22 protein-coding genes and 2 pseudogenes are annotated in these 21,030 nt (G+C 41.4%); 10 read left to right on the forward strand and 14 right to left on the reverse strand.

All coding sequences use genetic code 11. The features are described from left to right. Nucleotides 1–186: 186 nt before the first annotated feature. The gene (locus CDG77_RS13645; protein WP_094329905.1) at nucleotides 187–1,845 is read right to left on the reverse strand and encodes an alpha-amylase family glycosyl hydrolase; all 1,659 of its coding nucleotides are present in this window, start codon (nucleotides 1,843–1,845) and stop codon (nucleotides 187–189) included. A gap of 467 nt (nucleotides 1,846–2,312) precedes the next feature. Next, nucleotides 2,313–2,690, reverse strand: a complete 378-nt coding sequence (locus CDG77_RS13650; protein WP_094329906.1) for a DUF1823 family protein — start codon at nucleotides 2,688–2,690, stop codon at nucleotides 2,313–2,315. A 68-nt stretch (nucleotides 2,691–2,758) separates the two neighbouring features. On the opposite strand from CDG77_RS13650, the gene CDG77_RS13655 reads away from it, so the two are divergent. The 3 genes from CDG77_RS13655 to CDG77_RS13665 all read left to right on the forward strand — a co-directional run bounded on the left by CDG77_RS13655 (nucleotide 2,759) and on the right by CDG77_RS13665 (nucleotide 6,273). Further along, nucleotides 2,759–3,061: an acylphosphatase gene (locus CDG77_RS13655; protein ID WP_094329907.1), complete on the forward strand. Its 303-nt coding sequence runs from the start codon at nucleotides 2,759–2,761 to the stop codon at nucleotides 3,059–3,061. A 115-nt stretch (nucleotides 3,062–3,176) separates the two neighbouring features. Next, nucleotides 3,177–4,841, forward strand: coding sequence for an RluA family pseudouridine synthase (locus CDG77_RS13660; RefSeq protein ID WP_094329908.1), 1,665 nt, complete (start codon nucleotides 3,177–3,179; stop codon nucleotides 4,839–4,841). A 97-nt stretch (nucleotides 4,842–4,938) separates the two neighbouring features. Continuing rightward, nucleotides 4,939–6,273, forward strand: coding sequence for a DUF4041 domain-containing protein (locus CDG77_RS13665; protein ID WP_094329909.1), 1,335 nt, complete (start codon nucleotides 4,939–4,941; stop codon nucleotides 6,271–6,273). A gap of 39 nt (nucleotides 6,274–6,312) precedes the next feature. Here CDG77_RS13665 and CDG77_RS13670 read toward each other — a convergent pair whose 3' ends face one another. Continuing rightward, nucleotides 6,313–7,575, reverse strand: a complete 1,263-nt coding sequence (locus CDG77_RS13670) for a formylglycine-generating enzyme family protein (RefSeq protein WP_094329910.1) — start codon at nucleotides 7,573–7,575, stop codon at nucleotides 6,313–6,315. A 34-nt stretch (nucleotides 7,576–7,609) separates the two neighbouring features. Continuing rightward, nucleotides 7,610–8,677, reverse strand: a complete 1,068-nt coding sequence (locus CDG77_RS13675) for a trypsin-like peptidase domain-containing protein (RefSeq protein WP_094329911.1) — start codon at nucleotides 8,675–8,677, stop codon at nucleotides 7,610–7,612. Between the two features lie 410 nt (nucleotides 8,678–9,087). On the opposite strand from CDG77_RS13675, the gene CDG77_RS13680 reads away from it, so the two are divergent. The 7 genes and pseudogenes from CDG77_RS13680 to CDG77_RS39100 form a co-directional block, all read left to right on the forward strand. Beyond that, nucleotides 9,088–10,137 (forward strand): aliphatic sulfonate ABC transporter substrate-binding protein, encoded by a 1,050-nt coding sequence (locus tag CDG77_RS13680; protein ID WP_223269804.1) that lies wholly within the window; start codon nucleotides 9,088–9,090, stop codon nucleotides 10,135–10,137. Nucleotides 10,138–10,316: 179 nt separating this feature from the next. Beyond that, complete coding sequence (locus tag CDG77_RS13685) at nucleotides 10,317–11,438, forward strand: LLM class flavin-dependent oxidoreductase (RefSeq protein ID WP_094329912.1); 1,122 nt, start codon at nucleotides 10,317–10,319, stop codon at nucleotides 11,436–11,438. A gap of 134 nt (nucleotides 11,439–11,572) precedes the next feature. Further along, on the forward strand, nucleotides 11,573–11,782 hold the full coding sequence (locus tag CDG77_RS13690; protein ID WP_094329913.1) for an RRXRR domain-containing protein: 210 nt from the start codon (nucleotides 11,573–11,575) through the stop codon (nucleotides 11,780–11,782). Nucleotides 11,783–11,821: 39 nt separating this feature from the next. Further along, nucleotides 11,822–12,493 carry a cysteine dioxygenase family protein gene (locus CDG77_RS13695; RefSeq protein ID WP_094329914.1) on the forward strand — a complete coding sequence of 224 codons (672 nt, stop codon included), beginning with the start codon at nucleotides 11,822–11,824 and terminating at the stop codon, nucleotides 12,491–12,493. Continuing rightward, on the forward strand, nucleotides 12,477–13,238 hold the full coding sequence (locus CDG77_RS13700; protein ID WP_094329915.1) for a class II aldolase/adducin family protein: 762 nt from the start codon (nucleotides 12,477–12,479) through the stop codon (nucleotides 13,236–13,238). The genes CDG77_RS13695 and CDG77_RS13700 overlap by 17 nt, the downstream gene beginning before the upstream one ends. Nucleotides 13,239–13,539: 301 nt before the next feature. After that, on the forward strand, nucleotides 13,540–13,734 hold the full coding sequence (locus CDG77_RS37570) for an HNH endonuclease (RefSeq protein ID WP_223269805.1): 195 nt from the start codon (nucleotides 13,540–13,542) through the stop codon (nucleotides 13,732–13,734). A 169-nt stretch (nucleotides 13,735–13,903) separates the two neighbouring features. Then, nucleotides 13,904–14,036 (forward strand): annotated as a pseudogene (locus tag CDG77_RS39100) (transposase); the annotation flags it as partial. A 50-nt stretch (nucleotides 14,037–14,086) separates the two neighbouring features. Here the strand turns inward: CDG77_RS39100 and CDG77_RS38855 are convergent. The 10 genes and pseudogenes from CDG77_RS38855 to CDG77_RS36480 form a co-directional block, all read right to left on the reverse strand. After that, nucleotides 14,087–14,194 (reverse strand): annotated as a pseudogene (locus CDG77_RS38855) (oleate hydratase); the annotation flags it as partial. 61 nt (nucleotides 14,195–14,255) lie between these two features. Beyond that, nucleotides 14,256–14,993: an SDR family oxidoreductase gene (locus CDG77_RS13715; protein WP_094329917.1), complete on the reverse strand. Its 738-nt coding sequence runs from the start codon at nucleotides 14,991–14,993 to the stop codon at nucleotides 14,256–14,258. Between the two features lie 67 nt (nucleotides 14,994–15,060). Then, a complete protein-coding gene (locus CDG77_RS13720) occupies nucleotides 15,061–15,384 on the reverse strand; it encodes a DUF5335 domain-containing protein (RefSeq protein ID WP_262985155.1) in 324 nt (107 codons plus the stop codon). Nucleotides 15,385–15,498: 114 nt separating this feature from the next. Next, nucleotides 15,499–15,885 (reverse strand): general stress protein, encoded by a 387-nt coding sequence (locus CDG77_RS13725; protein ID WP_223269806.1) that lies wholly within the window; start codon nucleotides 15,883–15,885, stop codon nucleotides 15,499–15,501. A gap of 91 nt (nucleotides 15,886–15,976) precedes the next feature. Further along, entirely contained in the window at nucleotides 15,977–16,402 is a 426-nt protein-coding gene (locus tag CDG77_RS13730) for a hypothetical protein (RefSeq protein WP_094329919.1), read from the reverse strand. Between the two features lie 402 nt (nucleotides 16,403–16,804). Further along, on the reverse strand, nucleotides 16,805–17,392 hold the full coding sequence (locus CDG77_RS13735) for a PspC domain-containing protein (RefSeq protein ID WP_094329920.1): 588 nt from the start codon (nucleotides 17,390–17,392) through the stop codon (nucleotides 16,805–16,807). Then, nucleotides 17,389–17,604 (reverse strand): cation transporting ATPase C-terminal domain-containing protein, encoded by a 216-nt coding sequence (locus tag CDG77_RS39005; protein WP_333783402.1) that lies wholly within the window; start codon nucleotides 17,602–17,604, stop codon nucleotides 17,389–17,391. The genes CDG77_RS13735 and CDG77_RS39005 overlap by 4 nt, the downstream gene beginning before the upstream one ends. A 3-nt stretch (nucleotides 17,605–17,607) precedes the next feature. Next, nucleotides 17,608–19,509, reverse strand: coding sequence for a cation-translocating P-type ATPase (locus CDG77_RS13740; protein ID WP_223269807.1), 1,902 nt, complete (start codon nucleotides 19,507–19,509; stop codon nucleotides 17,608–17,610). A gap of 192 nt (nucleotides 19,510–19,701) precedes the next feature. Next, the gene (locus CDG77_RS13745) at nucleotides 19,702–20,169 is read right to left on the reverse strand and encodes a pyridoxamine 5'-phosphate oxidase family protein (protein ID WP_223269808.1); all 468 of its coding nucleotides are present in this window, start codon (nucleotides 20,167–20,169) and stop codon (nucleotides 19,702–19,704) included. A gap of 163 nt (nucleotides 20,170–20,332) precedes the next feature. Further along, nucleotides 20,333–20,473 (reverse strand): hypothetical protein, encoded by a 141-nt coding sequence (locus tag CDG77_RS36480; protein ID WP_190233972.1) that lies wholly within the window; start codon nucleotides 20,471–20,473, stop codon nucleotides 20,333–20,335. Nucleotides 20,474–21,030: the final 557 nt, after the last annotated feature.

The raw sequence follows: 21,030 nt of genomic DNA on the forward strand, positions 1-21,030 counted from the left end.
CTGACAATTTTATATACGCACTTCAATTCAGGAGTGTAACACAAACTCATGAAATTTTAAAACAGCTTATTTCTGGCTTGACAAATTTATAGTTAAACTGTATGTGATGAAAAAAATAACTGAAAAAGGGAAATATTTCCCCCTTTTTCTTTGCTATTGTAATACTGGCTCAGTCATGATATATCATTATTGCCATACAAAAACTTTGGCTTCGTATGGTCCCAAATCAACTGTGATGCCTTCTTCAACAGCTTCGACATCATAATTGCCTGTCCACTCGTGCCATGTTCCACCGCTTCCTAAATTAGCAACATGATAGCCACCGAGAAAGTTTTCTGAGAAATTTGCTATTACGACTACACGAGAACCTTCATCATTCCAACGAGTATAAGCTAATACTTTTGCATCTGCATTCTCGTGGATAAAATCAATATTTTCTGTGTAGAGAGCGTGATTACTTTTACGCAGGTTGGTTAAGCCTTTGTATGATTCAAATAAACCACGATTTAAATCGTTACCTAATAGTGTCCAGTCAATTTTGGATGATTCAGGTTGTTTCGGTTTATACTCTCCAAATTCCTCTCCCATCCAAATTAAAGGTACACCAACAGCAGTCATTAAGATGGCGACTCCTAACTTAGCCCGCCTGAAGGCTTCTTCGTCAAAAATCTCACGGTTCCCCAGTTCTACCATGACATGGTTATGGTCGTGGTTGGTGAGGTAATTTACTACATTCGTGGCACCTAAGAAGCCTTGACGTTTGCAGTCAATGACATCTTTGAGACGCTCTAAATCAAATGTATCACCGCAGATATGTTCTAGAATGCAGTGATAGAAACTGTCATGCCAACAACCATCCATTGGCCCATCTATATTAGTAATGCTGGTAGTTTCAGGAATGTGTTCGGCAATATTATAAAAAGGCTTCATGCTAGCAGTATTTTTAGCTTCCTGAACAATCCAGTGCATGAAGTCGTAATTAGCAATTTGCCGTGCTGCATCATAGCGAATACCATCAAGATGATATTCTCCAATCCAAAAACGAATTACCTCACTAATAAATTTCCGTGCTGGATGAATCTCTAATTTTTCGTCATAATGTTCGTAATTAAACTCAGGCCCCCAGTTATTATCAGGATCGCGAGGTTCATGATGATACCAATAATCGTGGTCAATTTGTGTTAAAGGAGCAGATGCTTCTGAGTGATTATAAATACCGTCAATAATTATACGAATGCCTCTGCCGTGACACTCATCAATCAAATTTTTCAATTCAGCAGTAGAACCATAACTTGATTCTGTTGCAAAAAAGTGGCGGGGATTATAACCCCAACTATAATCACCAGGATATTCTTTGAGTGGCATTAACTCAATAGCATTAATTCCTAGTTCACATAAATAATCTAACTTTTCAATGACGTGTTTATACTTGCCTCGTGCATAAGGATCGTCCTCACCACCAGAAAAGTCACCAACGTGTAATTCATAAATTACTAATTCGTGGTCAGCAGGTAAAGGTTTATCATCATGTTGCCAATGGTATGTATCGGTAATCTTTTTTCCATCTTTTACATGGATAACACCATCATCTTTTCCACTCAGTTCATCTATATCAGTTGCACAGGGGTCTGTAACATCAACCCATTGTTCTGGTTCAAAAAACCATGAATTTGATTGGACACGAAATTTATATTTATAATCGCCATCTTCTAGTTCAACACTTGTACGAAAATAACCATCATCACCTTTTTCCATTGGAATTTCTTGCCAATCAGAAAAAGAACCAATTAATGCGGCTCCTTTGTTGTAAGGTGCAAATAAATTAAATTCAATTGGCTTTGCCATAGAAGTGTTTGTAATATCAAGGGTTCATATAAGTATTCTCTAATGCTCAATTGAATTAGCAAATCGCTCTAGAGAAATAATTATATAAATAGCGCTTCTATCTTCAGGAGTAATTTATAAATACCTTATAAAAATCATTGTTTTTTGACAATTTTTGACTATCGATCGGATTGTTTTTTTGAATTTGTATATAAATTTTATATTATATGTTTTTTCGTTAAAAATACTACTAGCTTTAAAATATTTTTGTAGTAAAGCACAAAGTTTTAATAAATAAATTAATGGCTTTTTGTTGAGTTCTGAAATAGCAGATATTTAGCAATCAATATCTGCTATGGGACTTCCAAATAAAAAAATATCCCAAATTTTCTTGTGGGACGGGCAAGATGCCCATCCCCAATATTAGGATGGGCATCTTGCCCGTCCCACAAATGAATAATTTATTTCTTGGAAAGCCCTATTTCAGATTAATCAATTTTGCCGTTAGTTTGTTGTAGATAACTTAAAAACCAATTTGCCGCCGTCGCTCTGCGAGTTTGCCGAGGCCCAAATTCTCCAATTTTGTAACCTTTGAAACCAAGTTTCTCCTTGAGCATTTGTTTATTTTCAGCAGGAATAGAACGGGTCAACTTGACTATTGCAGGGCGAGACTCTATGAAATCTGGTGGTTGGGGGTACTCATCTTGCCATTCTGGTGCAACTTGGCTATTTTCCCATTGTGCAGTTGAGGAATCATAGCGATATCCTAAATAATGCCATAGCAACTGGTTAACTGTGGCATCATCAAGTTTATCGTCAATAATTGCCCAAATTGTTTCTGTATTTAGTGGTGGCAGGTTAGACATGTGTGATTAAAAACAGATAGTGTATACATAAACTAGGTAGACTGGAATCGTAAAGATTAGACCAGTTTATGCAGAATTCTACAGCACTACCAAAGATCGTCCGTGCCCATGTATTCATTTCTGGCCGAGTCCAAGGAGTGGGCTATCGCTATTCCACTGTGGATACAGCTAGACAGTTGGGATTAACCGGTTGGGTGCGAAATCTCCCCGATAGTCGAGTAGAGGCAGTCTTTGAAGGGGCGCGAGAGGTTGTAGATAACATGGTTCGCTGGTGTCATTCTGGGCCACCTGCTGCTGTGGTTAAAGATGTTGTGGTTGAGTATGAAGTCCCTGAAGGGTTACAAAGATTTGAAGTTAAGCGGGTTGAATAGAAAGTCATGCTAATATGCAGCTTTAGATACTGCATTTGCTGGGCATTAAAATCACATAAATTAGCGATCGCTAATGACAATATGAGGATGGGCTAAATTTGCAATCATACTTTGTATGGTAGTTCTGCACGCACTTTCAAATTTCATCGACTGCGATTTTGTTATCAGCGATTCAACTCCGAGTTATTGGTATGAAGGGCGTTGTCTCCAAAGTGGCGATCGCTTAAAATTACCCCGCACCTCAATGTCTGAAGCGATCGCCCACGGACTAATGCAACAGCTTGCTAAAAATGACTGTTATTCTCGTGAAGGCAAGATGTATGGAATACTGTTGGTTGAACTGCTTAATGGCGAACAACGAATACTAAAAGCTTTCTCCGGTCTTTTAAATGGTTGCAGTGTAGTTGAAGGGTGGGTTCCACCAATTCCAGGACGGGACGAAGTTGCTTTGGAGGAAGCCCGCACTTTAGCACAGTTGGACGCGATTAAACAGGAAATCCTTAGCCTGAAGCAACTAACCGAACGCCAGCAATATGAAACTTTATCCGATGATTTTGAGCAACAATTGCAAGCAATGAGCGATCGCCATCGCCATTGCAAACATCAACGACAGCAAAAACGCCAGCAAATCTGCAATATACTTACTCCAGAAGCACTCGCGATTGCCCTTGAACAACTAGACGAAGAAAGTCGTCAGCAGGGAATTGAACGACGACAACTTAAACGCCAGCAAAATGAAGTATTACAGCCCCTTCAGCAGTTAATTGCAGCAACGGATACGCGAATTAGCGAACTGAAACAACAGCGTAAAGCGCTATCCCGTCAATTACAAGCTCAGATGCACGCTACCTATAGCCTGACTAATTTTTCGGGGCGATCGCTATCATTGCAACAATTGATGCCGGGAGGTTTGCCTACTGGTACTGGTGACTGTTGTGCCCCAAAGTTACTGCATTATGCAGCAACACACAATTTAAAACCAATAGCAATGGCAGAGTTTTGGTGGGGTGCGTCTTCAGTAAATCAAGATAAAATTCAGGGAGAATTTTATGGCGCGTGTATTGAACGATGTCAGCCATTAATGGGATTTTTACTCTCAGGGTTAAGACCTAACCCCCCGGCCCCCTTCCCTGCAAGGGAAGGGGGAGATGTCATACCGATTATTTATGAAGACAAATGGTTAATTGCTGTAAACAAACCTGCTGGGTTACTTTCAGTACCTGGGCGTTATAGCGATCGCCAAGATAGTGTTTTGAGTCGCTTGCGTCATCTGTTACCGGATGGGATGATGCTTGTATCTGTGCATCGCCTAGATCGGGAAACTTCTGGGATTTTGTTGTTAGCACGCGATCGCCAAACCCACCGACAACTCAGCCAGCAGTTTCAGCAACGCCAGATTCACAAGGTTTATGAAGCCATACTTTCTGGTGTTGCGATCGCTGAACAAGGTGTAATTGACTTGCCATTGTGGGGAGATCCTGAAAATCGCCCTTATCAAAAAGTTGATTGGCAAAACGGTAAACCCAGCTTGACACAATTCCAAGTAATGGCGAGAGAACAAGATTACACTCGCGTAGAATTTACGCCGCTAACAGGACGTACCCATCAATTGAGGGTTCATGCAGCTGATACGCGAGGACTTGGGATAACTATTTTAGGCGATCGCCTTTATGGATGCGATGCAGTTACCAGTCGCCTACATCTGCACGCTAGGGAACTTCGCTTCAAGCATCCGCAATTAGAAAAAACCTTGTATTTACAAGCAATTACGCCTTTTTGATAGAATATCTCATTGACGATGATTAATTATTTGGTCACACGTCTAAAAAAATACTCTAAGCTAGGTTAAAAGGTACACAAGTGTAATACTAGGTTCCATGTCATTAACACTTCTAGGATTATTGGTATTAGTAGCCGGACTTATTGCTGCATTAGTACAAGCATTAATTGCAGAGTCTCAGGTGAGGGAGAAGTTACGTAGGTATGATACATTAGCTGACAAGGAAGAGTATCAACGGCAATTGGCATCAAATATTGATTTACTAGAAAATCAACAGCTATCTCTTAATACCCAAATCATAAATCTTCAACAGCAATTTTCTGAACTTGATGCAAAAACTTATCTTCAATCTATAGATTATTATGAGCCAAAGTATGAGTTTATCAGTTCTGAAGACTACATACATAGACTGAAGAATATCAAGTTACAACAGGAAAATATGGTAAAAAATAACCAAGCGTATATTTGTGATACTAAATGGACTGTTGGTGATAGTACAAGAAAAGGCGACAAAATGATAAACGACATTCTCAAATTGGTTGAGCTTGCGTTTGAAGAACGATGTAAGTATGCGGTAAAAGAAGTTAGATATAACAATGTTGACTCTTTGAAAAAGAGAATAAATAATACATTTAATAAATATAATAAATGTTTAAAAACCTTAAATTCTAAAATATCAGAAGAATATTTGCAATTGAAACTAATTGAGTTAGATTTACAGTACGAGCTAGAAGATAAAAAACAGCAAGAGCGTGAGAGAGAGCTAGAAAATAAAAAGCAAAACAAAGAACGTGAATCAATTGACAAGGCCAGACAGAAAGCTGAAGAAGCTGAAGAAAGAGAAATACTTCATCAACAAGAGCTTGAAAAAGTTAGACAAGAAATAGAACTGACTGAAGGCGAAAAGCGACAACAACTATATTTGAAAATTCAGGAACTAGAACGACAAATTGCTGAAGATAAAAGTGATCAAGAAAATGCTCTTTCTGAATCTAAAAGACTCAAGTCAGGATACATTTATATAATCTCTAATATAGGCTCTCTTGAACGAGATGTATACCGAATATGTAGAACAATTCGTAATAAAGAAGATGAATATATTAGGGACATGAACCCCGCAGTTCCATTTCAATTTGATGTCCACTTCAAAATATTCTCGGAAGATGCTTTTGATACATTGCAGCGCTTACATCAACGTTTCGATGATAAAAAGGTGAATACAGTTAACCCAAAGAGAGATTTTTTCAAAGTTTCAATGGATGAGATTGAGCAAGCTGTTAAAGAAATTCAGAAACAAACTGGCGTTTTAAGGATTGATGTATTTGAACGAGCGCCTCAAGCATACGAATATCGCCAAACTCTTGCAGCACGTAAAAAGCATCAACACCTCACCATCGACAATTCATATTTAGAAGAGGATGGAATAGCATAAGTTATAAATAAAATGTAAAAAATTTACAATACATTCAGTCTAGACAGAGTAAACAATTCTAAAACCAACATGGTTGAACATCTCACTTACATTTTTTTGGAAGCGGTAACTTGATCGGCACAGGTCAGGCTCGTTGCGCCATGAGCCACCACGCATTACACGAGTTTGATTATCACTACAGTCCCACCAAGTATCTCCACTATTTGGTGCATGATTATAATTTTCATGCCAATGGTCTAAGCACCACTCCCAAACATTTCCGTGCATATCAAATAGTCCAAAAAAATTAGCAACCTCCAAACTACCCACAGGAGTAGTTATTTCACGATAAATTCCCTTTCTTTCTGATCTATAAGAGTAACCACCATCATAATTAGCTAGATCGGAAGTAATAGTTTCGCCGAAATGAAAAGGAGTTGTGGTTCCAGAACGACAAGCATATTCCCACTCTGCTTCGCTAGGAAGACGATACTGTTTGCCTGTTTTTTCAGATAAGCGATCGCAAAACTCAACAGCATCAAACCAAGAAACTTGGGTAATAGGATGACTTTTGCCTCCATTGCGTGACGGGCGAAGTTTTAAGTTTTGACGAACTTCTCGTAAAGTAGCAACTTCTCTCCATTGTGCTTGTGTAATCGCGTACTTGCTTATCAAAAATGGTTTAACTATTACTTGATGTTGAGGTCTTTCATTGGAATATCGCCTACCTTCAGATTCTGGTGAACCCATCCAAAACTCTCCACCTGGAATATAGACCATTTCTAAACTTACCCCGTTACCAAGGTCTTGAGTTAAGTAGTAGTTTTGTCTTCGACTACGTTTAATCTCTTTGCCTTGGGCATCTACTATCACAACTGTAAATTCAAAAGGCTGAGTTCCCAGAATAGGTGGAACAAGCAACTTTGTATGTTGTTCTTCCTCCAAACTTTCCTCACGTTGACTGGGAGTAGGAACAATACTAACTGCTTGAGTACTCTTACGTTCAATAAAATCGCTATTCCGTTGGTGAAATTCTAAAGTGGAAATCTCTGCAATAATAGCATTTAGTTTTTGCCTAGTCTCCAAACCACTAAATTCACTATTCGCAAGCATCCTAACAAATGTCAATAATTGATCTTGTCCTTCAGAGAATACGAGTTCAATCAATTCTGTAAAAAAGACAATATTACTTTTCTCAAAGGAGTTGATTCTAGTATTCAAATGATCAAATCCCGTAACCATCAAGAGAGCCTTACGCTCTCCAGTCTGTAGAGTAGCTGGCATCTTGACTAGCAACTGTAGCAATTGGGATTTGATACTCATACATCATAGAACCTTAGATACTTGTAGGATTTCTCTAAAGCGAGGTATTCCTTGCTGCCTTAAGCAAGTTTACAAGCTCTAAGGGTAAATCGGCTAAGATGCTCTCTACCTGTATCCCCTCGTTTCTAAAGTAACGCTGCTGAGTTGTTGGTTCAAGTCTATTACCCCCAGCATGATGCAGAGCAATAATCTGCCAACTATCATTAAAAACTGGAGAACCAGAGGAGCCTTGCAAGGTAGAAGTTGTATACTGCACAACATTACCACCTACGTATTGAACAAAATTGTTCTGGAGCGAAATCTGCTTAGGTTGTCCTGATGGGTGCTGAATTATATTAACTCGGCTACCAACACTAATCGCTTTAGATGTAAGTGGCAACCAACCCCATTTTTTTCCAGGTTCTCCTTCGAGTTGAACTAAAGTGTAATCAAGAGCTTGGTTGGTATGAAAAGCTCCATTGGGTTTAGGGCGATACTCATCGGTTTGTTGAGCTTCTCCCTGAAAATTCTCTTCGTAGTTAAAACGAAAAATTGTATCTGCCAGTAGATTTGAGCTAGGCAGAACATGATTGTTAGTCAATAATAAATCTTGAGCCACAAGAAATCCGGTTCCTGACCAGCGTTCTTGGCTAGTTATTACCCCAATATAGGCAACTGACCGCGCTACCTGAAGTCCCTGCTGTAAAAATGAGATTGGGCGTAGAGTATTCTCACCAATTATTTTCTCTAATACATCTGAAGTCGTTTTCCCTCCCCGCCACTCATTGATAGTAGGTAATCTTGCGATCGGAGTCATCATGTCATACTTAGTCAGCAGCATATCCAAAAACTCTTGCTGCTGCACTCCCATAAAGCTTTTCAAAGTATTCAATAACTGCCCCAACGCCTCATCGTCATAAGTTAAACGCCCGTAATTAGATAGATAGCTAACGATCTCACTAACTGCCACAAATGAAGCACCCGAAAGATCGATCATGGGTATTAACTGTTTCAGACCTGCTAGCTCCAAAATTTGCTGACGCGATCGCTCTGTAGCCAGTTCTGGTAAATCTTTGAGGAGAGTTATTAATTGTTTGCGATCTTCTATTTCTAAGTTGAGCATGTTTTTAGTCTTTGAGTGAAGTTGATAAGTTGGTACGAATAAAGCTTTTCCTTGCTTTTTGGCATTCTAAACGAACGATAAACTGTAGTTGAGATGGACAATTCTACTTTTTCGCGTTGTTCTCACCTGGAGATACTAAGAATCGACTTGCTTTTTTAATTTGGATGTGATAATTTTTGCTTGTAGTTAATTCAACGGTTAGCCTATCGATTTACCGTATTTAAGGAAATAAATATCACAGTTAAAAGACTTCCCAATAAAAATATCCAACGAATTATTGTGAGATTACTTCACAAGGTTGGATGATTTATTCCTTGAAAATCCCTAGTGAGTGGTAAGAACGAGAGTCCTGGAGTTTACTTTTAGACTCTCATTCTTATCTTTTATTTAATCAAAGGAGTATAAAAAAGTTGTTGAATGAGTTCAAAAATTTATTATTTTTATTGCCACAATACTCAATCAAGCCCTTTAATGCCTTATTTGTTGCTACTTCCTGGTTAGGTTTAGCGATTTCTGGCTGCGCTCCAAGTAATGAAAATACTAATATCACTGCTAAAACTGTCAGTAACCAGACTCAAGAGAAAACCAATTTGATTCGTCTGGGATACCAAAAAGGGGGTGTAGTACCGGTTGCACGTCAAAGAGGAGAGTTAGAAAAGAAGCTGGCAGCTGAAAATATCAAAGTTGAATGGGCTGGCCCCTTTGATCGGTGTGCTACCTTACTTCAGGCAATTAGCGCTAATCAAGCCGATATCGGCGGGTGCGGAGACATCCCTGGATTGTCAGCGATCGTTGCCGGTCAGGATCTTTGCATTGGCGCTGTCCAGCGTCCCAGAGCAGAATCATTGGTCAATGCGATCGTAGTGCGTGGTGATTCTCCTATCCGCAAACCTGCTGACCTTGTAGGTAAAAAAGTTGCAGTCAATCAGGCTGGTGCAGGTGAGTATCTATTATTAAAAGTATTAGAAAAAGAGAAAATTCCTAAAGAAAAAGTTCAGCGTATATTCTTAGCTCCAACTGATGCTGCACCCGCCCTCTACCAAGGAACTGTAGACGCTTGGGCAGTTTGGGAACCTTATGTTTCAGTTGCTGAATTAGAGCATGGTGCTAGGAGAATCACTACAACCCATCCAGCCCCTACCTACAGTCTAATGCTTGTCCGTAATGAGGCTGCGGCTAAATCTCCAGAGGCGGTAAAAGCAGCTTTTAGTGGTTTAAGCGAAGAATACAATTGGTTGAATGCAAATACAGCAAAATCAGCAGAATTTCTAGTCAAGGACATCAAAATTTCCCCAGTCGTAGCCAAGCAGGTAACTGAGAATCAAGGGTCACAGCTACTCGTAACACCTAATGCTGATGATGTTGCCAAAATTCAGAAAACTGCTGACTGGATGCTAGAGCAAAAGATTCTACCGAAAAGGGTAGATGTTGCTACTACCATCTGCCCCACGGCTAAATGATGGGGGCAGGGAGTAGGGGAAGAAAGAATAACTAAATTAATGCCCAATTCCCAATTCCCAATTCCCAATTCCCAATTCCCAATTCCCAATTCCCAATTCCCAATTCCCAATTCCCAATTCCCAATTCCCAATTCCCAATTCCCAATTCCCAATTCCCAATGTAATTAAGGAGATACACTATGCCGATTGAATTTATTGGAATGATTGGAACGCGACAAATATCTGAGTTAGATGGGCCGAGAGTTGCAATCACTGGCGGTTCCATAGATGCCGCTTATGTTCGCAAGTTTGCTAAAGCACATGAAGACGGTGGCTTCGATCGCGTACTAGTTGGTTATGGTTCAACTGGCCCTGATGGCTTAACTGTGGCATCATTCGCGGCAGCAGCAACAGAACGGTTAAAGTTTTTAATCGCTCATCGCCCTGGTTTCGTGGCTCCGACACTCTTTGCACGCAAGACAGCAACTTTGGATCATTTTACTAATGGTCGCATCGCCGTACACATTATTACAGGTGGTAGCGATGCTGAACAGCAGCGCGATGGTGATTGGCTCGATCGCGATACTCGCTATCGCCGTACAGATGAATATCTTGACATTGTGCGCCGAGTATGGGTTAGTGATATTCCCTTCGACTATGACGGCGAATTCTATCGGTTGAAAGATGCTTACTCAGATGTGAAGCCTCTGCAACAGCCCCATATACCCGTGTACTTTGGCGGTGCTTCTGGTGCAGCAGTACCTGTGGGTGCAAAGCATAGTGATGTGTACGCTATGTGGGGAGAACCCATTGCAGCAATTAAAGAGCGGATACGTGAAGTAAAAGCTGTAACACCACCGGGGCGATCGCCACGCTTCAGTGTATCTCTGCGGCCGATTTTGGGTGATACTGAAGCCAAAGCTTGGGAACGGGCGCACTCAATTCTATCGCGTATTAAGGAAATTCGGGCGGCAAAAACAGCAAATCAACCGCCGTTAACTCCCTACTTGAATTCAGCGCGTCCGCAAGCAGTAGGTTCAAATCGGTTATTACAGTTTGCTCAAGAAAGTGAAATTTTCGATAAACGTTTGTGGACTCCAATTGCTGCCGCGACTGGTGCTTATGGTAATACTACCGCCCTCGTTGGTACACCTGAGCAAGTAGCAGAGTCCCTTGTGGATTATTATGATGCGGGGGTAACAACTCTGTTGATTCGGGGATTCGATCCATTAGAAGATGCGATCGCTTACGGTCGCGATGTGATTCCTCTAGTCCGGGCAGAAGTGCAACGGCGGGAGCGACAAGCAGCTGTTATTGCTTAATACAGCTTTGCATAAAATTTTAGTGTTTTTAAACGCAGAGGTACGCAGAATCTTTTCAAGCAATTTAACTACTCGCCATTCCTAGCTTAAATACCTGAAAACTGTTGTAAATAATTTGATTATTTCCAAACTGCATGACTAAAGTATTAATTCTTGATGCCAACCAACAACCGTTGTATCCAGTCCGCATCAGCCGTGCTAGGCTGCTATTGTCACAAGGTAAAGCTACTGTATTCCAGCGATATCCCTTTACTATCATTCTGAAGGAGTCTTTATCTCATCTAAAACTTGAGCAACTTGGCTTCAAAATTCACCCTGACATTAAAATAACTCGTAATTCGTAATTAGTTAATCTTAGTCGCCTCCCAAACCGAGGAATATAGATGACGCACACTATCTTAGAACCATTGCCAGAAGACCAATGGTTTATTGAGAGCCAGGAACTACGATCCTTTGTAGCAACAGTGCGAGAAATTAGCGCGATCGCAGATGACGATCGCCCCCAAACTCTCGCCAGATTAGAACCATATTTCCAAGAACTCCTTGCCCAACAGGAATGGCTACCTGAAAAGTTTGCCCAAATTAATCCTGAAAGCAAGATGGGTGGCGGTATAGGTCAGTGGTTACTTTATCGCGCTAAAGACCGTTCCCTCTCAGTCTTCAGTTTGGTGATTCCCCCAGGTTCCACGACTCCCGTCCACGACCATTTAGCCTGGGGATTGATTGGTTTATACAAAGGCAATCAAGAAGAAACAGTCTATCGCCGTGTAGATAGCGGTGATGCTGAAGGACACGCACAATTACAAGTAACTGAAGTGCGTAGGCTTCAACTAGGGGATATCTACCGCCTCTTACCCCCAGATGGTGATATCCACGCCGTCAAAACTACATCCCAGAGCGCATCTGTATCTATTCATATTCTGGGTAATGATACTGGCTGCATCTTGCGTCACCAGTTCATCCCAGAATCTCATAGCGTCAAATCCTTTCGCTCTGGATATTCTAACGCTCCCTGTAAAGAGGAAGAAGAAAAAGAACATGCCCAGGTACGATAGACCACAACCCCCTATATTCGAGCAAGTTGAAGACGAACGTCTGCACCGCAAACAACGCCTAGCTGCTGCTTTTCGCCTGTTTGGTAAATTTGGTTTCAGCGAAGGAATCGCAGGGCATATTACGGCTCGCGATCCAGAATTTACAGACCATTTTTGGGTCAATCCATTAGGAACATATTTCGGTCATATCCGAGTTTCTGACCTAATCTTAGTTAACAGAGAAGGTGAGGTGGTTAAAGGCGATGCTGAAGTAAATCGAGCCGCTTTCGCCATCCATTCTCAGATTCATGAAGCTCGACCTGATGTAATTGCGGCGGCTCATGCTCATTCCCTTTATGGTAAAGCCTGGTCTAGTTTAGGTCGTCTCCTTGACCCCTTGACACAAGATTCTTGTGCTTTTTACGAAGATCATGCCCTATTTGATGATTTCACCGGTGTGGTTTTAGAAACTTCTGAAGGTCAACGACTGGCAGAAGCTTTGGGGCCAAAGAAAGCGATAATTCTCCGTAACCATAGTATTTTAACTGTGGGACAGACGGTAGATGAAGCTGCCTTTTGGTACATTAGTTTAGAGCGATCGTGCCAAGCCCAACTGCTGGCAGAAGCTGCGGGTAGACCCACTATTATCAAACACGAAACAGCCCGTTTAACACAAACTCAAGTTGGATCGCGTACAAGTGGGTGGTTTGGTTTCCAGCCCCTTTACGACAGAATTGTCCGTGAGGAGCCTGATTTCCTCAATTAGTCATTAGGCATTGGGGATTGGGCATGGGAGCAATGCGATTTTGTGAGCTTGGTGGGATTCGTTGGCTAGAAATAAAGTCCAGCAAGGGTTATGAAGGATTAGCCGCATGGTCATGAACCCTGACAACTTAATGACAATGTAGGTGCGAAACCTACCATCCAGGTGCAGGATTGAAAGCACTTTCCCAAAGGCAACGCGACTAGCCATCAATCCGTAAAGCGGGAATGAAAGGTAGCTCTACTGATAGCCTAAGTTGGTATATATCAAGCATAGTATCCATGAGTAAAGCGATCGCTTAAAGATGCGTTTGAATCACCGTTACAAAAAAGTAGCAAAATCAGGCTGCCGCTACAACCAAAAGGTGAAGGATATAAGGGGCTGGCAAGTCGATATTCCTAAATCGAAAGGTGGAAGGAATGATTACAAAAATCTACAACTACTTCACAGACATTGCCATGATATGAAAACTACCATCTTTGGTAGTAGGTATGCATGACTTGTATCAAATGATTGAGGAGCCGTGTGATGTGAAAATATCAAGCACGGTTTTGAAGACCAGCAGGGTTGGTGACAGCCTTGCTGAGTTTAACGATCGAGAACAAGCGATCGCTAAAAATTGGATAATTTTACTGAGTCAGGAGACTTAAAATTACTTTTTAGTTGCATTTAAAAATTTTACAGGTTATTACCCAGAATCAGTTCATGTTGATAAAATTTATCGAACCAGAGACAACCGAGCTTGGTCTAAAGAAAGAGGTATAAGTAATGAGTGGTCCGCCCTTGGGAAGACCTCCAGAAAAATTTCCGCCTCCATCCATACTTCCGCCCAAGAGGGGCTTTGCTTCTAGGATAAAAATATTCCCGCCAGGGATTCCGCCCTCCCGAATCATGAAGGCTGCGGCTGCCAAACAGCCGATGCCACCACCCAACAGGTAGGCATTAGATTTTTTACCCATGTCAACTAAGTAAGAGCAAAGGTTGGTTTAATTGTGTCTTACGTCTTTTGTCAGCCTAAATCTAAAGTTCTTGACGTGTCGGACGGATGATGATTTCATTCACATCAACATCATCGGGCTGCTCAATGGCATAAACGATCGCACGGGCAATAGCATCTGCATCAATGGCGATCGCATAAAGTTGATTAATTCCTGCTGCTGTATCTTTATCGGTAATAGTGCTGGTTAACTCAGTAGCAACGGCTCCTGGTGAAATATTAGTTGAACGGATTTCACCATTTGACTCTAGCCGCAACCCTTCAGAGATCGCTCGCACTGCGTACTTGGTAGCACAATAGACTGCTGACCCCGCAAACACCTTATGTCCGGCCACTGACGATAGGTTAATGACATGACCAGACTTTTGCTGACGCATAATCGGCAAGACGGCAGCAATCCCATAGAGAACGCCCTTGATGTTGACATCGATCATCCGATCCCACTCCTTCACCTTTACTTGGTCGAGGGGAGAAAGGGGCATCAAACCGGCATTATTAATTAGTACATCGATCCGGCCATAAGTACTCAAAGTTTTCTTCGCCAAGGCTTCCACCTGGGAGCGATCTGTCACATCTATCACTTGATAGGTTGCAGTTCCTCCTGATTTAGCGATCGCTGTAAGCAGTTCTTTCAGCCGATCTTCTCTGCGGGCGGCCAGCATCAGTTTGGCTCCACTAGCAGCAAGTCGCTTCGCTGTGGCCTCACCTAACCCACTGCTGGCTCCGGTGATGATTACCACTTTGTTTTCAATAAGAGACATATTGATTCCTGTGGGTTAATGAAACGTTGGGTATTATTTAAGCTGAACTCAGCATTATTTAATCATATCAACTAGATTGTAACTGGATCAACGTTTTTGTACCGGCAGCGTCACTAATCCTAACCGCTATCATCACACCATTTGAGTCCTGTCCTGTTAAAACTTCTGTTGGTGAATCGATCGTGTGAGCATAGGTTACTTCATGTTTTCCCACTTCAATCACCAAATCATCTCCCTTTCCAGGGCGATCGTAAACCATTGCCATCAAAGGTGCGTTTTGAATCAGTTCTGCATTATCGAGTTCTGAATCGATGATTTCGATTGAAATATACCGTCCACGATTACCACTTGAAAACAGATCAAAAAATTCACCCCATCGCTCACGCGGCACAGATTTTTTGATGTCAATTTTACTTACCATGATGATTCCTTTAAATATCTTCAGAAATTAAATATGCGTTATCCAGAACCGAATGGCACTAAGAAAACCGGAAACGGTTATCAATTAAGCGCTTTGCAACTGCTTACGTAATTCATGCCGTGCTTTGATCGTTAAGGGGTAAGCTTTCGCTTCCAACCAACCCGCCAACACTCCAGCAATGGGGCCAGCAATGATAATAGGAGCTATTCCGGGAATAAAAAGCACTTCAGCCCCTGCTAAAATGCCAAATAAACCTCCGACGAAAGTACCCCAATAAGCACCTCCTGTAGCTCCAGCAATGGCCGTATCTTTCCAGGTGAGAAATCCGCGCACATGTTCAGTGGTTTGGTAGTCTTTGCCAATGATCGAGAGCTTTTGCATATCGAAGCCTTCTTTTTCCATCTCCAATACAATCCTTTCTGCTTCTGCATGGGAGGGGAAACGAGCAACAACTGTATGTGTATATGTCATGACTTTGTTTCTCTTCTTTATGTCAATTCTTCGATAAGCTTGCTTTCAGGAGGCAGAGGGTAGGATTCCTCTTGCCTTCTTCACTTATGTCTTACTTCTCGGTAGTTTCCGCAGCAGCTTCAGCATCTAGTCTGGCAGCGATCGCTTCTAAAGTTGCTTTTTCAGCTTCTTCCATTGTCGCCATTGCTAAGAAAGCTACGGTATTTGCATGGTTTTCAGCCCTATCTGCCCGATGTTCGAGTTTTTTGACTTTGCGACTGGTTTTCCATTCCTCAACCTTCGACTTCACCTCAGATTCTTTTTCCTCGAATTGAGCTTTGAGCTTTGTCCGGTACTCATCGAATTCTTTTTTCTTACCGTCTAGCCTTGTCTTCGCTTCATCAAGTTGAGATTCAATCTCAGCTTGAGTTTTTTTCGGTACAGATTGAATGCTTTCCCTGAGTGATTTTGCCCGTTCTTCAACCGCTTCTAAATTGTCATGAAGTTTTTTAGTGAAGTTATCAATGGTAATACTCATGGTGCTTCCTATCGTATTGTTTAATCTCTGGAATTTGGCTCTATCCTCATCAAGTTTTTATTGAATACTAAATTGAGTTTTATCACCACAAATTCAATTCTTACAAATTTCGTTAAACATAACCTCTATCTTTGGAAAGTTTTAGTAGAACTTATACAAATCACACACTATTTAAATCATTTTTAAAACATAATTTATCTGGCTAAAATATAGCTATAAAAAGTAGTCAAAATACTATGCCGATAAAGGAATAGAGTTTTAATGATGAATAAAATTTAAAATTTATTTTGCCCACAAAGGGCAAGGTTTTAAACTAATATTCACCACCGCATCGTACAGAATTAATACCTGTTTTCTGACTCCTGAGTTCTGAATTCTTCTTCATAAAAGTTTTGCAGTATTTCAATCACTAACTAAATGCGATTCCATTGGTGGCTCAAGTGGTAACGCCAACCAAAACAAAAGGTATAGGAACAAAACAAGTCCAGGTATGATGACTGCTAAAGCAACTGTGACAATCCGTACTCCTTGAATTGGTAATTGCCAGCGCTGTGCAACTGCTGCACACAATCCTGCAATTACTTTGTGGCGACGACTGCGGTGAAAAGCAGGAGTTGGTGTTCCTGAAATATTTGCTTTTGTTGGCGATGGATTAACTTTTAGAACTAAAGAAATAATGAGTCCTATAGAACCCAAAATAGCCGATGGAATGGTAATCATTTCCAGCCAGTGAGCGAAGACCATCCCTGAAAGTATTCCTCCAAGCCAAGAAGGGGAAGGACAATGATAAACTATAACTTCTGCCTTACAAGCAAAGCGATCGGCCAAACTTATTCCTCCCCAAGCTAGTAGGAGTGGGGCAGTTCCGTATAAGATACATAAGCTCAATAAAACCAAGTGCCAACGCTTCGATTGCCCTCGTAGAATTGCAATTGAAGCCAGCGCTGGGCCAACAAATAACAGGATCAAAATCAAAGGATAGTAAATCAAAGATTTTCTGGGATAGGTTTTCTTGAATTGGATTGAATAACTCGTTTGGGTCGATTGAGAAACTTTAACTGTTCAAACCAAAGTAGTGCGATCGCACCACCCCCTAAACAAATTGCTAGGTCGATTGGGTGTAAAAATGAGAAGCTAAATAATTGACGTAAGAACGGAACATACAGCACTAATAAAAGAAAAATCAGTCCCCCACCAATCACCCACTAAAGGGCATTGTTAGGAGATTTCAGAATTTTTAGGCTGAGGCGCGATGAAGAACTTTCGCTCAAAATTAAGAATAAATTTGCCAAAATCAAGGTTGTAAATGTTAAAGCATTCACCAACCGCAATTTTTGTTCGGGAACGGCTCTTGCAAAGATATTCGTACTTTGAATACGTTGATCGAGTTCAGCGTCACTCATGAGATCCAGAATGGCTCCCATTTGCATCAATCCAATTTGACGGGCAATGGTTTGAGCGGTTCCGGGATAATCACCCGTAATCATCACTACTCGAATACCTGCGGTATAACATTCTTGAATTGCCGCCGCAACGTTTGGACGCACTGGATCGGACAATCCCACTAATCCGACAAATTGAAAAGGAAAGTCATGTTGCTCGTTGGGTAAATGCTCAGGATTTAGGGATGGATGAGGCGGCAAAAATGGGGGCGGTGCATCAATAAGAGACGCTTTGGCAACACCTAACACACGCAATCCTTGATTTGCCATTTCACTGATTTGGGTTGCCAGAATTCTCTGCTGTTGGGGTGTGAAATGACAGAGATCCGCGATCGCTTCCGGCGCTCCTTTCGCTGCAATTTCATACTGCTTACCATCGGGTGACTGCCAAACGTGAGACATTGCCAATAGATGCGGTGAGAGCGGATATTCTCGCAACAGTTTCCAATCGTCGTGCAGATGTTCGGTATGTGCGAGATAATGAGATCCCAATTCCTTAAACGCTTTCTCCATTGGATCAAAGGGATCTCTTTGACTCGCCAGAATGGAGAACTCGACTAATTCATGAACTGCTTCGGGGAGAGTCTCTCGTGAATGCAATTCCAAATTATATGGCTGAGGATTTTCTGTCTGGTTATATGCAAATAGCTGTTGCACAGCCATCTGATTCAATGTTAGTGTCCCGGTTTTATCCACACACAGAACGGTTGCAGAACCCAAGGTTTCAACAGCTGAGGCGCGACGAGCTAAAACGTGTTTCTGAGAAATGCGCCAAGCACCCAATGCTAAAAAGATGGTAACAACAACCGGAAATTCATTCGGCAAAATTGCCATTGCTAAGGTAATACCTGCAAGAAATCCCTTGAGCCAATCTCCTCGCGTGATTCCATAAATAACAACGATCGCTATACACAATAATAAAGCGATGCCAAACAAACGGCTCACTAACCGAGTCATTTCTTGTTGTAGGGGAGTCGGTTCCGGCTTGAGTTTTTGTAAGGCGTTGCCAATCTTGCCCATCTCTGTTTGAGCGCCCACCGCTTGGACTTGAGCAATTCCCTGTCCTTGAACTACCAATGTGCCAGAATATACAAAGGGCAACTCATCTCCGCCAGGACGCGCCATTTGCATACTGCCCACAGCTGCAACTTTGCGAACAGGTAGCGATTCCCCGGTTAATAACGACTCATCGGTTGAGAGATTTGAGCAGGAAAGCATGATTGCATCCGCAGACACGCGTTCGCGAAGCGTCTCTGAAAGAGAATCGCCTTCTGCTAGAACTAAGATATCTTCTCGAACAACTTCTCGCCCTGCAATCCGTTTTCGCTGTCCATCCCAAATTACTAAGGCGCGAGGACTGGAAAGATCGCGTAATGCTTCTAGGGCGTGTTCGGTTTTACCTTCTTGGTAAAGGCTGATCCCTGTGATGAAGAAGACGAAACCCAGCAAAATTAAGGCTTCTTGTAGATCGCCTAAAATCCAATAGATGATCCCACCACCAACCAGCAAGAGGAAGATTGGATCTTGAACGGTTTCCCAAGCGAAGGATAAAATACTCCGAGATCGCGACGAGGGGAGTTCATTGTAGCCATCTTGCTTGAGCCGAGCGATCGCCTCTTGCTCAGATAAACCAACCACGGTATTGAGATTGACGGTTGAAACCATAATTCTGCTTTTTCCTCTGAAACATAAAAAACAGATCAATAGCGGTTCTCAATTACATGAAATACAGACCTAACCCCCTGCCCCTTCCCTACTAGCGTTGGGGAGTAAGATTCAAAGCCTCTCTCCTTTTAGGAGAGAGGTTTGGAGAGAGGTCAAAGTGTATTGCTTCCATTCGAGAAGCGCTATAGATTCTCACCGGCTGCTAAGTCCATCAGTGGTTCGCCCGGCCATCTCAGTAGGATGGATACAATAGAGCGCCATTTCTTCCGCACGACCCCAGGCATCAATCCAGGTGCGATTAATCGCGGGTGAAAGCGTTGGATTTTGGGTTTTGACAAATTGCATCACGCGATCGATGTCTTGCTCAATAGTGATGTGTTCAGCAAGACCTGTTACAGTAACGCTACGCCAATGCTTTTGATCGTGGATTTCTTCAACCTGCAAACAAACTTCTGGATTCGCATCCATATACTTGGTCTTCATCCCAACCGTAGTAAAGATGTAGATGTTTGGCTCTTCAAAATAATAGCGCATAGGTACAACAGAAGGATGTCCTTCAAAGGCACAAGCTAAGTGCCCATGTCCTACTTTCTGCAAGAGTTCATGTATCTCTTTTGTACCCATTTCATCGATATCTAACATAGTGATTCTCCAGAACAAATATTTAATTGATTAATCGAGTCGCAAATGTGTTATTGACATTTTGCCTACTTTCATCGTTGTTTTATAGCGTTTCAAAAATGGTGATAATAACTGAGATATGCCTTTTTTAACTGCTTTTAAAGACTTAGTTATCCATTTCTAGGACTTGACCCAAAATCTGTTAAGCGATTGCTGTCGCAGACGGCAAGCCGTTCGCAGATGATGGCTGTTGGTAAATAGCTAAACAAGCAAGCATAGCAAGGAACTCATCAAAATCCAGGGGTTTGGTGAACCAAATATCAATCAAGAGGTGAAAAAGCACTTTTGCTCTCTTGTTAATTTTCTATACCATGACATAGTGTTGTTTGATTTCTAGGGTTATTTGTTTGATTACAATATAAAAAGTAAGAAAAATGTCAAATATAAATTTAATTTTTTCTATAACGGCGACTAAAAAAATACTATGTCAAAAGAATGAGATTTAATGTGATACTTTTTTGGTAAAATATAGCTGTTATCATAAAAATATAAAAACACCGACAACGCTACACGTTATACCCTGAAATTCTGCCAACAACTTTAGTAGCAATAACCAACTAACTAATGAATAAATCGGCGGTCTTCTATCTTTTCAAGGAATGAGAGGGATAGCCAATTTTTTTTGAGGTTATAGACAAACTTTTATCAAGACTTTTGTCGCGTCTTCGAGCTTTTTATTACGATATATGAATTCACGTAGGCAGCAGCAGCCTATGGACTTGCATTTTTGGTTATAAAGATTATCTGATAAGAATGTAATTGAGCCAAGATAAGTTTTGTACCATATTTAATCAATTGATTCAATTCATTCAATAAATCAAACAACAGCCTGTCAGGGTA

Origin of the sequence: Nostoc sp. 'Peltigera membranacea cyanobiont' 213 (assembly GCF_002245975.1) — a bacterium.
GTDB lineage: Bacteria > Cyanobacteriota > Cyanobacteriia > Cyanobacteriales > Nostocaceae > Nostoc.

Bases quoted from the DNA above. Each gene is read 5' to 3' on its own strand.
- CDG77_RS13740 (WP_223269807.1), bottom strand. From the start codon at position 19,509: ATGGTTTCAACCGTCAATCTCAATACCGTGGTTGGTTTATCTGAGCAA.
- CDG77_RS13660 (WP_094329908.1), top strand. From the start codon at position 3,177: ATGGTAGTTCTGCACGCACTTTCAAATTTCATCGACTGCGATTTTGTT.
- CDG77_RS13675 (WP_094329911.1), bottom strand. From the start codon at position 8,677: ATGCTCAACTTAGAAATAGAAGATCGCAAACAATTAATAACTCTCCTC.
- CDG77_RS13700 (WP_094329915.1), top strand. From the start codon at position 12,477: ATGCCCAGGTACGATAGACCACAACCCCCTATATTCGAGCAAGTTGAA.
- CDG77_RS13690 (WP_094329913.1), top strand. From the start codon at position 11,573: ATGACTAAAGTATTAATTCTTGATGCCAACCAACAACCGTTGTATCCA.
- CDG77_RS13730 (WP_094329919.1), bottom strand. From the start codon at position 16,402: ATGAGTATTACCATTGATAACTTCACTAAAAAACTTCATGACAATTTA.
- CDG77_RS37570 (WP_223269805.1), top strand. From the start codon at position 13,540: ATGCGTTTGAATCACCGTTACAAAAAAGTAGCAAAATCAGGCTGCCGC.
- CDG77_RS13725 (WP_223269806.1), bottom strand. From the start codon at position 15,885: ATGACATATACACATACAGTTGTTGCTCGTTTCCCCTCCCATGCAGAA.
- CDG77_RS13715 (WP_094329917.1), bottom strand. From the start codon at position 14,993: ATGTCTCTTATTGAAAACAAAGTGGTAATCATCACCGGAGCCAGCAGT.
- CDG77_RS13650 (WP_094329906.1), bottom strand. From the start codon at position 2,690: ATGTCTAACCTGCCACCACTAAATACAGAAACAATTTGGGCAATTATT.
- CDG77_RS13695 (WP_094329914.1), top strand. From the start codon at position 11,822: ATGACGCACACTATCTTAGAACCATTGCCAGAAGACCAATGGTTTATT.
- CDG77_RS13655 (WP_094329907.1), top strand. From the start codon at position 2,759: ATGCAGAATTCTACAGCACTACCAAAGATCGTCCGTGCCCATGTATTC.
- CDG77_RS13685 (WP_094329912.1), top strand. From the start codon at position 10,317: ATGCCGATTGAATTTATTGGAATGATTGGAACGCGACAAATATCTGAG.
- CDG77_RS13665 (WP_094329909.1), top strand. From the start codon at position 4,939: ATGTCATTAACACTTCTAGGATTATTGGTATTAGTAGCCGGACTTATT.
- CDG77_RS13645 (WP_094329905.1), bottom strand. From the start codon at position 1,845: ATGGCAAAGCCAATTGAATTTAATTTATTTGCACCTTACAACAAAGGA.
- CDG77_RS13670 (WP_094329910.1), bottom strand. From the start codon at position 7,575: ATGAGTATCAAATCCCAATTGCTACAGTTGCTAGTCAAGATGCCAGCT.